Annotated in this window: 13 protein-coding genes; 8 read left to right on the top strand and 5 right to left on the bottom strand. The window is 67.8% G+C overall.

Translation table 11 applies throughout. The features are described from left to right. Entirely contained in the window at positions 1-798 is a 798-nt protein-coding gene (locus JQN66_RS13500; RefSeq protein ID WP_204675503.1) for an MBL fold metallo-hydrolase, read from the bottom strand. 20 nt (positions 799-818) lie between these two features. Here JQN66_RS13500 and JQN66_RS13495 point away from each other — a divergent pair, with 20 nt between their 5' ends. Genes JQN66_RS13495 through JQN66_RS13485 form a run of 3 tightly spaced genes read left to right on the top strand, consistent with a single transcriptional unit; the run spans position 819 to position 4861 of the window. Next, positions 819-1868 carry a FecCD family ABC transporter permease gene (locus JQN66_RS13495; RefSeq protein WP_204675502.1) on the top strand — a complete coding sequence of 350 codons (1050 nt, stop codon included), beginning with the start codon at positions 819-821 and terminating at the stop codon, positions 1866-1868. Further along, entirely contained in the window at positions 1865-2920 is a 1056-nt protein-coding gene (locus JQN66_RS13490) for a FecCD family ABC transporter permease (RefSeq protein ID WP_204675501.1), read from the top strand. Before JQN66_RS13495 ends, JQN66_RS13490 begins: the two co-directional genes overlap by 4 nt. A gap of 3 nt (positions 2921-2923) precedes the next feature. Further along, a complete protein-coding gene (locus tag JQN66_RS13485; RefSeq protein ID WP_204675500.1) occupies positions 2924-4861 on the top strand; it encodes an SIP domain-containing protein in 1938 nt (645 codons plus the stop codon). An 86-nt stretch (positions 4862-4947) separates the two neighbouring features. Here the strand turns inward: JQN66_RS13485 and JQN66_RS13480 are convergent, their stop codons facing one another. Beyond that, a complete protein-coding gene (locus tag JQN66_RS13480; protein ID WP_204675499.1) occupies positions 4948-5436 on the bottom strand; it encodes a MarR family winged helix-turn-helix transcriptional regulator in 489 nt (162 codons plus the stop codon). A gap of 110 nt (positions 5437-5546) precedes the next feature. Here JQN66_RS13480 and JQN66_RS13475 point away from each other — a divergent pair, with 110 nt between their 5' ends. After that, the gene (locus tag JQN66_RS13475; RefSeq protein ID WP_204675498.1) at positions 5547-7382 is read left to right on the top strand and encodes an ABC transporter ATP-binding protein; all 1836 of its coding nucleotides are present in this window, start codon (positions 5547-5549) and stop codon (positions 7380-7382) included. Here JQN66_RS13475 and JQN66_RS13470 read toward each other — a convergent pair. Beyond that, the gene (locus tag JQN66_RS13470; RefSeq protein WP_188949379.1) at positions 7379-7903 is read right to left on the bottom strand and encodes a MarR family winged helix-turn-helix transcriptional regulator; all 525 of its coding nucleotides are present in this window, start codon (positions 7901-7903) and stop codon (positions 7379-7381) included. The two genes, JQN66_RS13475 and JQN66_RS13470, sit on opposite strands and share 4 nt — an antisense overlap. 160 nt (positions 7904-8063) lie before the next feature. Here JQN66_RS13470 and JQN66_RS13465 point away from each other — a divergent pair, with 160 nt between their 5' ends. Both JQN66_RS13465 and JQN66_RS13460 read left to right on the top strand, forming a co-directional pair. Beyond that, positions 8064-8639 (top strand): NADPH-dependent FMN reductase, encoded by a 576-nt coding sequence (locus tag JQN66_RS13465; RefSeq protein ID WP_204675497.1) that lies wholly within the window; start codon positions 8064-8066, stop codon positions 8637-8639. Between the two features lie 136 nt (positions 8640-8775). After that, entirely contained in the window at positions 8776-9894 is a 1119-nt protein-coding gene (locus tag JQN66_RS13460) for a glutathione S-transferase family protein (RefSeq protein ID WP_204675496.1), read from the top strand. Between the two features lie 15 nt (positions 9895-9909). On the opposite strand, the gene JQN66_RS13455 is transcribed toward JQN66_RS13460, so the two are convergent. Next, the gene (locus JQN66_RS13455) at positions 9910-10221 is read right to left on the bottom strand and encodes a putative periplasmic lipoprotein (RefSeq protein ID WP_204675495.1); all 312 of its coding nucleotides are present in this window, start codon (positions 10219-10221) and stop codon (positions 9910-9912) included. 144 nt (positions 10222-10365) lie between these two features. On the opposite strand from JQN66_RS13455, the gene JQN66_RS13450 reads away from it, so the two are divergent. Further along, positions 10366-11256, top strand: a complete 891-nt coding sequence (locus tag JQN66_RS13450) for an RNase H family protein (protein WP_204675494.1) — start codon at positions 10366-10368, stop codon at positions 11254-11256. Between the two features lie 93 nt (positions 11257-11349). On the opposite strand, the gene JQN66_RS13445 is transcribed toward JQN66_RS13450, so the two are convergent. Then, complete coding sequence (locus tag JQN66_RS13445) at positions 11350-12792, bottom strand: APC family permease (protein ID WP_204675493.1); 1443 nt, start codon at positions 12790-12792, stop codon at positions 11350-11352. A 263-nt stretch (positions 12793-13055) separates the two neighbouring features. Here JQN66_RS13445 and JQN66_RS13440 point away from each other — a divergent pair, with 263 nt between their 5' ends. Then, positions 13056-14213, top strand: coding sequence for a serine hydrolase domain-containing protein (locus JQN66_RS13440; protein WP_204675492.1), 1158 nt, complete (start codon positions 13056-13058; stop codon positions 14211-14213). The last annotated feature ends 10 nt before the right edge of the window (positions 14214-14223 follow it).

Below are 14223 nucleotides of genomic sequence, written 5' to 3'. Positions count from 1 at the left end.
CTAGACGGTTCGCGACAAATAGTGCAATTGCGCTTCCAGGGAATGACTCGCCGCGCCGGCCAGGCGCGAATCAAGGTCGGGGTAGACCAGGTCCAGCAGCTCTGCCGGCCTTGCGTCCGCCCCGGCCTTGCCGAGCTTCTCCAGCGCGGCCCGCACCTGGTTCAGCCGGTCTTCGCGGTGCGCCAGATATCCTTCCAGCAGCGGGTGCGAGCGCTGGTGCTGCTCGCCGTGCGCCGGGTGCAGCGGCATGTCCGGCAGGCCCAGCAGCCGCTCCAGCGAGGCCAGGTAGTCGAACAGCGTTCCGTCGGGGTGCTCCAGGATGGTGGTGCCCCGGCCCAGCACGGTATCCCCGGTGAACAGGTGCTCTTCGCGTCCGGTGCGCACGAAGCAGACCGAGTCCGAGGTGTGCCCGGGGGTGAATTCGACCCGCACCCCGGTGCCGGCCGCCTCGATCTCCTCCAGGTCCGCGAACACCTGGGCCCCGCGGCAGAACTGTTCCAGGGCGGCGCGCACCGGGGCACCGGTCAGCTCGCGCAGCCGGTCGATTCCCCCGGTGTGGTCCGGGTGCCGGTGCGTGATCAGCACCAGCTGCACGTCGTACACGGCCAGCGCCCGCAGGTGCTCCTCCAGCTCGGGGCCGGGGTCGATCACGATCACCGGGGTCCCGGGGGCCAGGCTCGCCTCCGGGGCGAAGAGCAGATAGGTATTGGTCCCGTCGAGTGTCATCTCCGAGGGGTTGTCGGCTCGCAGCACGGCAATGCCGGGCGCCAGAACTGTGGGCGCAGAAACATGATCCATGACAACGAGTGTAGGAAGCAATGACCGCAACCGAAAGTACATTGCGCGCCGCGGCGGAACGTTCCGGCCTCGGACTGCGGCGCAAACTCGGTGCCGTCGCGCTGCTGGTGCTGCTGCTGGCCGCTGCGCTCCTCGCCTCGCTGCTGCTCGGCGCCCGCAGCGTCGGCCTGGACAGCGTGCTGGCGGCGCTGGCCGACTTCGACCCGATGGACGGTGGCCAAGTGGTGGTGCAGTCGCGGCTGGCTCGCACCGCGGGAGCCGTCGTGGTGGGCGCCGCCCTGGGGCTGGCAGGCGCCGGCTTGCAGGGGCTGACCCGCAACCCGCTGGCGGACACCGGGATCCTGGGGCTGAACGCCGGATCCTCGCTGGCCGTGGTGGTGGTGGCCGCGCTCCTCGGCGCGGCCTCGCTGCCCTTGCTCATGGCGGCGGCCTTCCTTGGCGCGGCACTGGTCATGGCGCTGGTCTACCTGGTGGCCAGCGTGGGGCGCGAGGGCGCCACCCCGATCAAGCTCGCCCTGGGCGGCGCGGCCTTGGCCGTGGGCATCGGCTCGATCACCAACACCATCTTGATGATCTCCAAGTCCACCTTCGATGAATTCCGCAGGTGGCAGATCGGCTCGCTGTCCGGCGGAAGCATGGAAACCTACCTGCTGGCCGTGCCGGTCATCGCCGCCGGGGCGCTGCTGGTGCTGTCCACCGCCCGCGCCTGCAATGCCGTGGCCATGGGCGAGGACACCGCGCTCGCCCTGGGCTTCAACCTGAACCGTTCGCGCCTGCTCGGATCCATCGGCGTGGTGCTGCTGGCCGGCACCGCCACCGCCGTGGCCGGGCCCATCGCCTTCGTCGGCCTGATGATCCCGCACGCGGTCCGCCTGCTGGTGGGCGGGGACTACCGCTGGATCATGCCCGCCAGCCTGCTCGCCGGGCCGGTCCTGCTGCTGCTCGCGGACACCGCCGGACGGCTGGTCCTCCCGCCGAGCGAGATCCAGGTGGGTGTCATGTGCGCCATGCTCGGCGGTCCGATCTTCATCATCATGATGCGCAGCGGCATGAAGTCGGTGAAGCTATGAGCGCCATCGAACGGTCCACGCAGCAGGAACCAATACGGCGGAAGGGCGCCGCGGCCCGCCGCGCCTCGCGGGTGCGCACTGCGGCACTGTGGATGGTCCTGGTGCTGCTGGCCACCGCCGCCGCCTACATCTTCTGGGGCCGCGACCGGCTGCCGGCCATTGAAGTGCTGCAGGTGCTGGGCGGGGAAAGCGTGCCCGGCACCGGCTTCATCCTCATGGAGGACCGGCTGCCGCGCCTGGTGGTCGGGGCGCTGGCCGGGGCCGGGCTGGGCCTGTCCGGCGCGCTGTTCCAGCGCTGGCTGGGCAACCCGCTGGCCAGCCCCGACGTGATCGGCGTGGGCTTCGGCGCCTCGGCCGCGGCGATCGCCGCGATGATCGTTTTCGGCGTGAACGACTGGAAGCTGAACGCCTTCGCGCTCGCCGGGGGCCTGGCCGTGGCCGCGGTGATCTACTGGCTCTCGGCCTCCGGCCAGCGCACCGGATCCCGGCTAATCCTGGCCGGCCTGGCGATCGGCGCCATGCTGCAGGCGCTGATCCAGTTCCTGCTGACCCAGGCCGAGGTGAACACCGCCAGCGACGCGATGCGCTGGCTGACCGGTTCGCTGTCCGCCAGCACCTGGGAACGCGCCGCGGCGCTGGGTGTGGGCCTCGGCGCGGTGGGGGTCCTCGCGCTGCCGGTGGTGCTGAGGCAGCTGAAGCTGCTGGAGCTGGGCGAGGACGCCGCGGCGGCGCTGGGCCTGCACGTGGGCCGGGCCCGGGTGCTGCTGGTCTTCGCCGCGGTGGCCCTGGGGGCGATCCCCATCGCGGTCACCGGCCCGCTGGCCTTCGTCGCGTTCCTGGCCGGCCCGATCACCGCGGCGCTGTCCCGCGGAGCGATCCATGTGCCGCTGGCCGGGCTGACGGGTGCGACACTGGTAGTAGTCGCCAATTTCTTCGCCGCGAACCTGTTCGCGCAGATCAACCTGCCGGTGGGCGTCATCACCGGCGCATTCGGCGCACCGTTCCTGATCTGGGTGCTGGTGCGCGCCAACTCTACTGGAAACGGGGGATAACCCATGGCCACACTGCAGGCTAGCGGGCTGACCTTGGCCTACGACAAGGTCACCATCGTCGATGAACTGTCACTGGACATCCCCACCGGGCAGGTGAGTATCGTGGTCGGGGCCAACGGCTGCGGCAAGTCCACGCTGCTGCGTGCCCTGTCGCGGCTGCTGAAGCCAGCCGGCGGACAGGTGCTGCTGGACGGGGCGGACATCCACTCCAAGCCGGCCAAGGAGGTGGCCAAGACCCTGGGGCTGCTGCCGCAGTCGCCCACCGCGCCGGACGGGATCACCTCCCGCGAGCTGATCAGCCGCGGGCGCTACCCGCACCAGGGCCTGTTCAAGCGCTTCTCCGCGCAGGACGAGGCCGCGGTCGCCCGCGCCATGGAGCTGACCGGCACCACCGACCTGGCCGACCGCCCGGTGGACGAGCTCTCCGGCGGCCAGCGCCAGCGCGTATGGATCGCCATGGCCCTGGCCCAGGAAACCGACCTGCTGCTGCTCGACGAGCCGACCACCTTCCTGGACGTGGCCCACCAGCTGGAGGTGCTGGACGTGGTCAGCGAGCTGAACCGCACCCGCGGCATCACCGTGGTCATCGTGCTGCACGACTTGAACCTGGCCGCCCGCTACGCCGACTACCTGGTGGCGCTGAAGGGCGGAAAGATCTACGCCGCCGGCCACCCCACCGAGGTCGTCACCGAGAAGACCGTCAAGGCGGTGTTCGGCATGCCGAGCCGCGTCATCCCGGACCCGGTGGCCGGCACCCCGCTGGTGCTGCCCATCGGCCGCCAGCGTGTGCTGCGCACCGAATCGGTGCTCGCCGCCAACGGCATTTTCCGCGGCGACGCGCCGGTCAACGAGCCGCAGGCGCTGGCCGAGGGCCTGGAACAGGACTCCGCGGTCATCGAGGAGGAGGTGCAGGCCATCACCCGGACCGTCGCCGAGGCGGACCCGAACCTGGCCCGCCCGGCCCGCGAGCACCTGCAGACCCTGGCCTTCCAGACCACGGTGCTGCGCAGCCAGGAGCTCTCCCCGTCCTTCCGCCGGCTCACCGTGGGCGGCGCCGACCTGGAGGACTTCGGCACCAACAGCCACCCGCTGGACATGCGCATCAAGCTGCTGCTGCCGCCGGAAGCCGGTTTCGGAGCCAACGGTGAAATCGCCAGCCTGCGCCCCGACGCGCTGACCAGCCCCGCCGAGCAACTGGGCTGGTACCAGCGCTGGCTGGCCATCGACCCGGCGCAGCGCGGCTACATGCGCACCTACACCGTGCGCGCCTTCCGCGAGGCCGGACACCGCGACAACCTGGGCGCCACCCCGGAGCTGGATATCGACTTCGTGCTGCACGGCAAGGTGGTGGACGGGAAGCTGCAGGGCGGCCCGGCCACCGAGTTCGGCGACCGCGCGCGTCCCGGCGATCCGCTGCTGCTGCTGGGCCCGAACAAGGCGCTGACCGACGACAGCTACGGCGGCATCGAATTCCGTCCGGGCGCCGCGACCCGCATCGTGTTGGCCGGCGACGAGACCGCCGCCCCGGCCATCTGCGCGATCCTTGAATCGCTGCCGGCGAATATCACCGGGCACGCGCTGATCGAGGTGCCGGAAACCACCGACATCCTGGGCACCACCACCCGTTCGGGCATCTCGGTGCAGTGGCTGACCCGCGGATCCGTCGAGCACGGCTCCCTGCTGCGCGACGCGGTCCGCAGCGTCGTGGCGATCCCGGGCGCCGGCGTGGTGCAGACCAACGCGGATCCTGAAGACATCGACGTGGATGAGAGCATCCTCTGGGAGACCGGTCAGGCCCAGTCCGCCCCGTTCTACGCGTGGATCGCCGGGGAGGCGGGCACCGTGAAGGAGCTGCGCCGCTACCTGGTGCGCGACGCGGGCATCGACCGCAAGCAGGTGGCCTTCATGGGCTACTGGCGCCGCGGCAAGCAGGAGAACTAGGCTCCGGGCGCACAGCGCAAGGCTCCCGACCGCCGGAATCATTCCGGCGGCCGGGAGCCTTGCCGCTTTTCGCGCAGCGGATCGGGTCAGCCGGCGGGATGGCCGGCGGCGCCGGGCCTGCAGGTGCCGGCCCGCGGCGGGCGGGGGTTCTCGCGGTTCAGGATGTCCAGCAGGCGGGCGAGCTCCTCGCGGTCCTGCGCGCCGAGCTTGTCGAAGTAGCTGTCCATGCTGGTTTTGCGCAGGGCCGAGAGCTGGTCGAGCAGCGCCCTGCCGGCGTCGCTGAGCACGATCAGCGTGGCGCGGCGGTCGCCCGGATCCGGGGTGCGCACGACCAGTTCCTTGGCCGCCAGCTGGTCCACCACCTCGGTGGTCGAGCGCGCGGCGATGTGCAGGCGCTCGGCCAGCTGGGAGTTGCGCAGGCCCTGCTCCTCGGCGCGGCCCAGGATGGACAGCACCCGGGACTGGTGCGGGGTGACTCCCGCAGGGCTCAGGCTCTCGCGCCAGCGGCCGCGGATGGTCCGGGATGCCTGGAGGAACAGATCTGCCAAGTCAGGCTTGGACTCATCGGTGTGCATAGGGTCAAGGATAGTGTGTTTTCCCGAACAGTTTCAAGATGGAACCACATAGTGAGGTTACCTCTGATATTCTGAAATCCCAGTGGGGACAATCATGAAAGGGGGCGCCCATGCATCCGATGGCACCAATGGGCGGTGGACGGCCGTCGGCTTCGGCGTCGCGCAGCGCCGACGACAAGAAGTGGCTGGCCGAGCATCCGGTCTCCGTCAAGCGCATCGCCGCGCTCTTCCGCCCGCACCTGGGAACGGTCGTCGTGGTGGTGCTGCTGATCGTGGCCTCCTCGCTCATCGGCCTGGCCCAGCCCTTCATCATCCGCGAATTGATCGACGACGCGATCCCGAACCGCGATGTCAACCTGCTGCTGCTCGGTGCCGGCGGGCTGGTGCTGATCGCGCTGGTCACCTCGGTGCTGGAAGTGGTCCAGACCTGGCGGGCCACCCTGATGGGGCAGCGGGTCATGCACGGGCTGCGCACCGGGCTGTTCACCCACCTGCAGAAGCAGTCGCTGGGATTCTTCACGAACTCCAGGTCCGGCGACGTGCAGTCGCGGCTGATCAACGACGTGGGGCAGATGCAGTCGGTGATCACCAACTCGGCGACCAGCATCGCCTCCAACCTCACCACGGTGGTCGCCACGGCCTGCGCCATGGTCGCGATCTCGTGGAAACTGAGCCTGATCTCCCTGGTGGTGCTGCCGCCGGCGATCATCCTGGCTCGGCAGACCGCCCGGCTGCGCCGCGCCGTCACGGGCCGGCGCCAGCGCGAAATGTCGAACCTGACCTCACTGATCGAGGAGCGCCTGAGTATTTCCGGGGTGCGGCTGGCCAAGATCATGGGCACCGGAGCCGCCGACGCATCGGCCTTCGCGCAGTCCAGCCACCGGCTGATCGACCTGGAAATGAAGAGCGCGCTGGCCGGCCGCTGGCGCATGGCGGCTATGAGCATCATCTTCGCGGTGATTCCCGCGGTGCTGTATCTCGTGGCGGGGCTGCCCGCCACCGGCGGGGGCATGAGCATCGGCACGCTGGTGGCCTTCACCGGCCTGCAGGCCGGCATCTTCCGGCCCGTCATGGGGCTGATGCAGATTTCGGTGCAGTGGATCTCCGCGATGGCGCTGTTCGGGCGGGTCTTCGAGTACCTGGATACCGACCAGGCGCTGCCGCTGCCGGAGCATCCGCGCCGGCTGGATCCCGCGGCGATGCGCGGACGCGTGGTTCTGCAGGACGTCGGTTTCCGCTACCCGGGGGCCGCCGCGCCGACGCTGGAGGCGCTGGACCTGGTGCTGGAGCCGGGGACCATGACCGCGGTGGTCGGGGCGACCGGCTCGGGCAAGTCAACCCTGGGTTCGATGCTTCCGCGGCTGCTCGATCCGACGTCGGGGCGGGTGCTGTTCGACGGGGTGGACCTGCGCGAGCTGGACCCGGAGCAGGTAGCCCGGGCGGTGTCGGTGGTGGCGCAGGAAAGCTACCTGCTGCACACCTCGGTGCGCGAGAACCTGCTGTGGGCCGCGCCCGGGGCCAGCGAGGCCGAGCTGTGGCAGGCGCTGGAAGCGGCGCAGATCGCCGCCCTGATCCGCTCGCTGCCCGACGGGCTGGACACCGCGGTGGGCCAGCGCGGCCACCGCTTCTCCGGCGGGGAGCAGCAGCGCCTGGCCATCGCCCGCACCATGCTGCGCCGCCCGAAGGTGCTGGTGCTGGATGAGGCGACCAGCGCGCTGGATACCGTGACCGAGGCGCTGGTGCAGCAGGCGCTGGACGAGCTGGCGGTCGGGCGCACCACGCTGCTGATCGCGCACCGGTTGAGCACGGTGCTGCGGGCCGACCGCATCGTGGTGCTCGACGGCGGGCGCATCGTCGAGTCCGGCACCTTCGCCGAGCTGGTGGAGCAGGACGGGCGCTTCGCCCGGCTCGTGGCGAACAGCGAGTTCGCCGACAGGGTTCGCTAGTCCTCGTCGCAGCGCTGCGCGTCGCCGGGGGCGGAATCCTTGCAGGACGGGTCGGGCTCGCAGGCCTCCAGGGCATCGAGGACCTTGGGCAGCGCTGTCCCCAGCGCCGCGCGCTCCTGCTCGTCCAGGGAATCGAACAGCTTTTCGCGGATGAAGGTGACGTGGCTCGGGGCGGCTTCGCGGATGGTCTTCCAGCCGGCCTCGGTCAGTTCGATCTGCTGCCCGCGGCGGTCGGTGGCATCCGAGCAACGGGTGATCATGCCCTTGGCCTCCATGCGACGCAGCAGGTGGGACAGGCGCGAACGGTCCCAGCGCAGGTTGTCGGCGATGTCCGCCGGGCGCAGGGAGGTGGCGGGCCCCTCGGAGAGCACCGCCAGTACCGAATACTCGCCGGTCTGCATGCTCGAATCCACACTCAGCTGGCGGTCCATCGCGCTGGGGAACTGCCACAGGAATTCGCGGATGGTCCGCCAGAGGGCTTGTTCCTTGTCGTCGAGCCAGCGGGTCTCATCGGCAGCCATGCGTAGGCGCTCCTTCTGTAGGTGGCAGACCCGGTGTGCAGCGGATCATGCAATTATTTGTTGACGCATCAATTATCTCTGGTATTGTTGGATTTAGCAAGAGTCGCTGACGCATCAACTAAAGTGTTCGGCGCAGGAACCTTCCCAAGGAGAAAATCTTATGTCGAAGATCGCCATCGTCACCGGATCCACCCGTCCAGGCCGCAACAACATCAGCGTTGCCCAGTGGGTGCTCGAGCAGGCCCAGGCCTTCGGCGGCGCCGACTTCGAGCTCGTTGACATCGCCGACTTCAACCTGCCGGTGCTGGATGAAGCCTTCCCGGCCGCCTACCAGAACTACCAGGGCGAGCACGCCAAGGCCTGGGCCGCCAAGATGAACGAGTTCGACGGCTACATCTTCGTCACCCCGGAGTACAACCACTCGGTTTCGCCGGCACTGGCCAACGCGCTGAGCTACATCAACGTCGAGCTGAACAACAAGGCCGCCGGCATCGTCGGCTACGGCTCGGCACTGGGCGCCCGCGCCATCGAGCACCTGCGCGGCATCCTCTCCGAGCTGCAGGTCGCCCACGTGCAGAAGACCGGCTTGTTCTCCCTCTTCACCGACTTCGAGAACTTCTCCAATTTCAAGCCAAGCGAGCCGGGCTCCGCATCGGTGCAGCCGATGTTCGAGCAGCTGCTGGCCTGGACCGAAGCCATGAATTCGGTGCGCGCCGCAGCATCCGTCAGCGCCTGATTGGACGCTGGCTGGACGCCCTAGCGTTCCAGCGCAAACGGCGGGAAGCTTGTATCGGGCCTCCCGCCGTTTGCCGCATCACCCAAGACCCGGCCCGAGCACGGGCGGCCAAGCCAGAGATTGTGGAGGATCGAGCATGTCGCAGGACTTTTCTACCAAGGGCGCGTATGTCACGGGCAGTGAATTCACGCGCGATACCAACTACATCCAGGACCGCATCGTCGCCGATCCTCGGCCGGAGGCCTTCGCGGACGGGACCTCGGAAAGCAAGATCGGGCACCCGAACGCCGCCCTGGGCGACGGCGCCCAGCTCTGGCAGGTTGAAGCCGGGCGCTACCGGCTGGTGGCAGCCCGTGCCTGCCCCTGGGCCAACCGCACCCTGATCGTGCGCCGCCTGCTGGGTCTGGAAGACGCCATTTCCGTCGGCCTGCCGGGCCCCACCCACGACGTGCGCAGCTGGCAGTTCGATTTGGACGAAGGCGGCAAGGACCCGGTGCTGGGCACCGAACGCCTGCAGGAAAACTATTTCAAGCGCTTCGCCGGCTACCCGCGTGGCATCACCGTGCCTGCCATCGTGGATATTCCCAGCGGCGCCGTGGTCACCAACGACTACCCGCAGATCACCTGGGACTTCTCCACTCAGTGGAAGCAATTCCACCGCGCCGGGGCTCCTGACCTGGTCATGGAGGACCGGCTCGAGGAGATGCTCCCGCTGATCAAGCGCATCTTTACCGAGGTCAACAACGGCGTCTACCGCGCGGGCTTCGCCGGCTCCCAGGCCGCCTACGAAGACGCCTACGACCGGCTCTTCACCGCCCTCGACTACCTCGAGGAACGCCTGTCCACCCGCCGCTTCCTCATGGGCGACCATATTTCAGAGGCCGACGTCCGCCTGTTCACCACCTTGGTGCGCTTCGACCCGGTCTACCACGGCCACTTCAAGGCCAACCGCAACAAGCTGATCGACATGCCGAACCTCTGGGGCTACGCCCGCGACCTGTTCCAGACCCCTGGCTTTGGAGACACCGTGGACTTCGAACAGATCAAGGACCACTATTACAAGGTCCACGAGGACATCAATCCGACCCGGATCGTGCCGAAGGGCCCGGACCTGTCCAACTGGCTCGAAGCCCATGACCGCGAGGAATTGGCGGACAGCGGCCCGTTCCTGAACGGCACCGCTCCGGGCGAAGTCCGCGCGGAGGAGCGCGTCGCGGCAGGCCATAACCCGCTGTACCCGCTGGAAGGGAAATAGCCGGTAGCCTTCGGGCTACTTCGTGAAGTCGAAGCCCTGCTGCTCGCACGCCGCGGCGAACGCCTGGTCGTCGGTGATCACAGGCTGGCCAGCTGCATCGGTCGACACCGCGTTGCGGATCGACTCGGTGGAGGCCGCCGAGCCATGCTCTGCGGCCTTTTGCCGATTCGTCTGGCCGATATCGCCCGGGGCGGTGAGGCTGCCCCCGTAGTGGATGCACGCGGTGCTGCCCTCGGGATCGGCCCGGCGCAGGTCGTCGGGCGACGGGCCCGAACAGCCGGCCAGGCCCAAAATCGCAACGACGAGCATCGGCAGAATCTTTTTCACAGTTCACCATCCTACGGACCTTCGCGCGGGCAGTGGCATGCAAGCGGCGCCGGCGTGGAGCGCAGCCGGCGGCGCCGCAGGAACTTCGGCCTCAACGCACGTCTCTTTAGGCGGCGGGGGAGGTCAGGTGGCAGGATTAAAACCATGACGATCACCGCAGCGGCAGACGGATCAGCCCTAGGAAACCCCGGCCCGGCAGGCTGGGCCTGGTACATCGACGAGGAGAACTGGGCCTCCGGCGGTTGGGACCACGGGACCAACAACATGGGCGAGCTGCAGGCGGTCCTCGAACTCTTCCGCGCCACCGCGCAGAATCCGGAACAGGAACTGAAGATCCTGTGCGACTCCCAGTACGCCATCAACTGCATCAGCAAGTGGATGCCGGGATGGAAAAAGCGCGGCTGGAAAAAGGCCGACGGCAAGCCGGTGCTGAACCAGGAGATCCTCAAGGAACTGGATGCGGCGATCAAGGGCCGCAAGTACACCTTCGAATGGGTCAAGGGCCACGCCGGGCATGACCTGAACGAAGCCGCCGACGACCGCGCCCGCGCCGCGGCCACCGCGCACCAGCAGGGCTCCGCACCGGATCCGGGCCCCGGATACACACCCGGGGCCACCCCTGCCGCGGCATCCGAGCCTGAGCCGGCCGGCGCCGTCGCCGAGGCCCCGGATTCCGCGGCCAGCCAGGATACAGCGGCCACGATCTACGAGCTGGAACTGGGCTTCCTCGATCCGCAGATCCGCACCAGCTTCACCGAGCTGAGCGATTTCCTGCATCCGGGATACCAGGAAGTCACCCGCGCCGGGGGACTGCTGGATGTCGCCACCGTGCGCGCCCAGCTCGAAGCCGGGACGCCGTTGCCTGCCACCGGCGAGGTGCAGGTACTCACCGCCCGCGAGGTCGACCGCGACCTGGCCCTGCTGGCCTACCGCATGAAGGTCGACGACTCGCCGATCCTGGTGGTCTCCTCGTGGTGGCAGCGCACCGAGGGCGGCTGGAAGCTGCGCTTCCGCCAGGAAACCGTCCAGCAGTAGCCGCGGTGGGCCACTGGCGCTCCGCGCAACGGCAAAGGCACGAACCCGGGCTGGGTTCGTGCCTTTGCCGTTGCCGTTGGCGGGGCCGGGGTGCTAGAAGTGCCCCGAAGAGATGTTGCCCTTCTTGTAGTTGATGCGGTTGGCCAGCCAGGTGACGGCCCAGAGCGCGATGCCCAGTGCCAGCAGCAGCCCCGCGATCTCGTACTGCACCCAGTCCGCGCGCGAACGGGCCCACGGGCCGATCAGGAAGGCGCTGGTCGCGGCGCCGAGAATCGGGATGATCGTCGGTGCGCGGAAGGAGTCCTCTGGCGCCTTGTCGCGGCGCAGCACCAGCAGGGCGATGTTCACCATGGTGAAGACCACCAGCAGCAACAGGGCCGTGGTGCCGCCGAGCGAGCCGACGATGCCGCTGTCGGTATCCAGGTTCACGTAGACCACCAGGGCGATGGCCAGCAGCGTGGTGAAGACGATGGACAGCGTCGGGGTGCGGCGCTTGGAATTCACCTTGCCCAGCACCTGCGGCAGCACACCCTGGCGGGCCATGCCGTAGAGCAGGCGGCTGGCCATCAGCATGTTCATCAAGGCGGTGTTCACCACGGCGAAGACTGTCAGGAACGGGAAAATCGCGTCCACCGGCAGGCCCGGGGCGCCGATGCGCACGACGTCCAGCAGGATGCCGGCATCCGGATTCTTCGGGTTCAGCAGGTCGCCGGTGGGGATCACCATGATGATGGTGACCGCGACCAGCATATAGATGACCGCGCAGATGCCCAGGCCGATGAGCATGATGCGCGGGAAGGTCCGGTTCGGGTTCTTGGTTTCCTCGACCAGATTCACCGAATCCTCGAAGCCGACCATGGCGAAGAACGCGATCGCGGTGCCCATGGTGACCGCGGCGAACAGGCTGCGGTCGTCCGGGGTCTCGAAGACCACCAGCCGGCTGATGTCGCCATGGCCGCTGGCAATGGCGCCGATGCCGATGGAGATGATCACGGCCATGATGCCCAGCGAGATCACCGTGAGCACCAGGTTGAACTTGACGCTTTCGCCGACGCCGCGCAAATTGATCAGGGCCAGGATGATGATGATCGCGATGGCGGCGAACATGCCGGCTTCCGGCGTGGACGGCACGCCCTCGATGAATTGGCCGAAGCCGATCAGCAGGTTCTGCCCGACCAGGGTGGCCGAGGTCGCTGCACTGGTGATACCGGAGCATGCCACCGTGAAGGCGACCAGGAAAGTGACGAAATGGATGCCGAAGGCCTTGTGGATATACAGGGCGGCGCCGGCTGCATGCGGATATTTGGTGACCAGCTCCATGTAGCTGAAGGCGGTCAGCGTCGCGATGGCGAAGGCCAGCAGAAAGGGCAGCCATGCGGCACCGCCGACCTGTCCGGCGACCTTGCCGGTGATCGCGAAGATGCCTGCACCGATGATGTCGCCGATGATGAGGAACAGCAGGAGTTTGGGGCCGATGACTCGCTTGAGTTCGGCGGGTTGCCCGCCCGGAGTTGAGTCTTCTCGGGTTGCAGTCATAGGCGGATGAGCCTTTCCAATCTTCGATTCGAGCGGAAGAATACGACATATTTTGTTGTCGTCTATTCAATGGGCGAAATCGTTCACTATGCTAACAGCAATAAATGCCTGCTGTTCCGGCCTTTTTTGGAGGGGTTTCCTCCACTTATTGAGAAAGGCTCTTTGAGGAACTTATAGGTGGGGCGTGATCTCGCCGGAAGACACGAATTTCCGCTGCGGCTACTAGTGTTAGTTGCAAAGAGACATGCTTTCGAAGGAATTAGATGGAATCGGTCATTACTGACGACTTTGCTCCGCTCGCGCAGGCGATGCAGGACCGCGCGGCGGCGGAGGAGGACTATTCGGCCCAGCTGGCGGTGTACCACCGCGGCGCGCTGGTGCTGAGCCACAGCGTGGGGGAGCACCTCTCGGGAGACGCGCTGACCTGCGTGTTCTCCTGCACCAAGGGGCTTAGTGCACTGGTCATCGCGCTGCTGGTCCAGGATGGGCTGATCGATCCGGCCGCCCCGATCACCGACTACTGGCCGGAATTCGGCACCCACGGCAAGGGGAAGCTGAGCGTTGGGGAAGTGCTCAGCCACCAGGCCGGCGTCCTGGGAGTCCCCGGCGGAGTGCCCAGCCGGGTGCTGATGAACTCTTCCGAATACGCCAAGATCCTCGCCACCATGCCGAGCATCTGGCCGCTGGGCCAGAACACCGTGGGCTACCACGCCATCACCATGGGTGTGCTCATGGAGGAACTGGTCCGCCGCGTCGCCGGCAAGGAGTTGAAAGACGTCTTCGAAGAGCGCATCCGCAAGCCCCTGGGCGTCGATGCGTACATCGGGCAGGACGACTCCCTGGAACCGCGCTACCGCGACGTGCTCCCCGGTGCCTCCGCCGAGCAGGCGTTCTTCGACCCCTTCTCCCCGGCGGGGTTGGCAGTCAACTCGGCCTCCGGCTTCGCGCTGGACAGCGGCCCGGTCTACAACTGGCACGAGCTGGCCAATGCCCGGCAGGTCCGCCGACTCGGCCCTGCTTCCATGGGCGGCGTGGCCGATGCCCAGTCGCTGGCGGCCATCTACGCCGCGTCCTTCGGCCCGGTGCCATCGCTCGGCGCCGCTCGGGGATTCCTGACCGAGGACACCTGGTCCCGGGTGTCCGCGGAACTCGTCTATGGACACGACCGCACCAGCGGGCTGCTCCAGGCCTTCGCCCTCGGATTCATGAAGGCCACCGCCCGCAACGACTACGGCTCGATCTTCGCCTACGGGCATGACGGGGCGAACTCCTCGCTGGCCTTCGCCGATCCGGCCTACCAGCTGGGTTTCGCCTACATCCCGTCGCGCAACGAGGGGGAGAAGAGCACCTCCATGGGCGTGCAGCTCAGCCAGTTGGCGCGACAGGTGGTTATCGGCAAGATGATGCAGGCCAAGGGCTAGGAGGAAGAAC

The organism is Glutamicibacter protophormiae (genome assembly GCF_016894325.1).
Taxonomy (GTDB): domain Bacteria; phylum Actinomycetota; class Actinomycetes; order Actinomycetales; family Micrococcaceae; genus Glutamicibacter; species Glutamicibacter protophormiae.
Note: the sequence above shows the minus strand (reverse complement) of the source record. Positions and strands in the feature narration are given on the sequence as shown.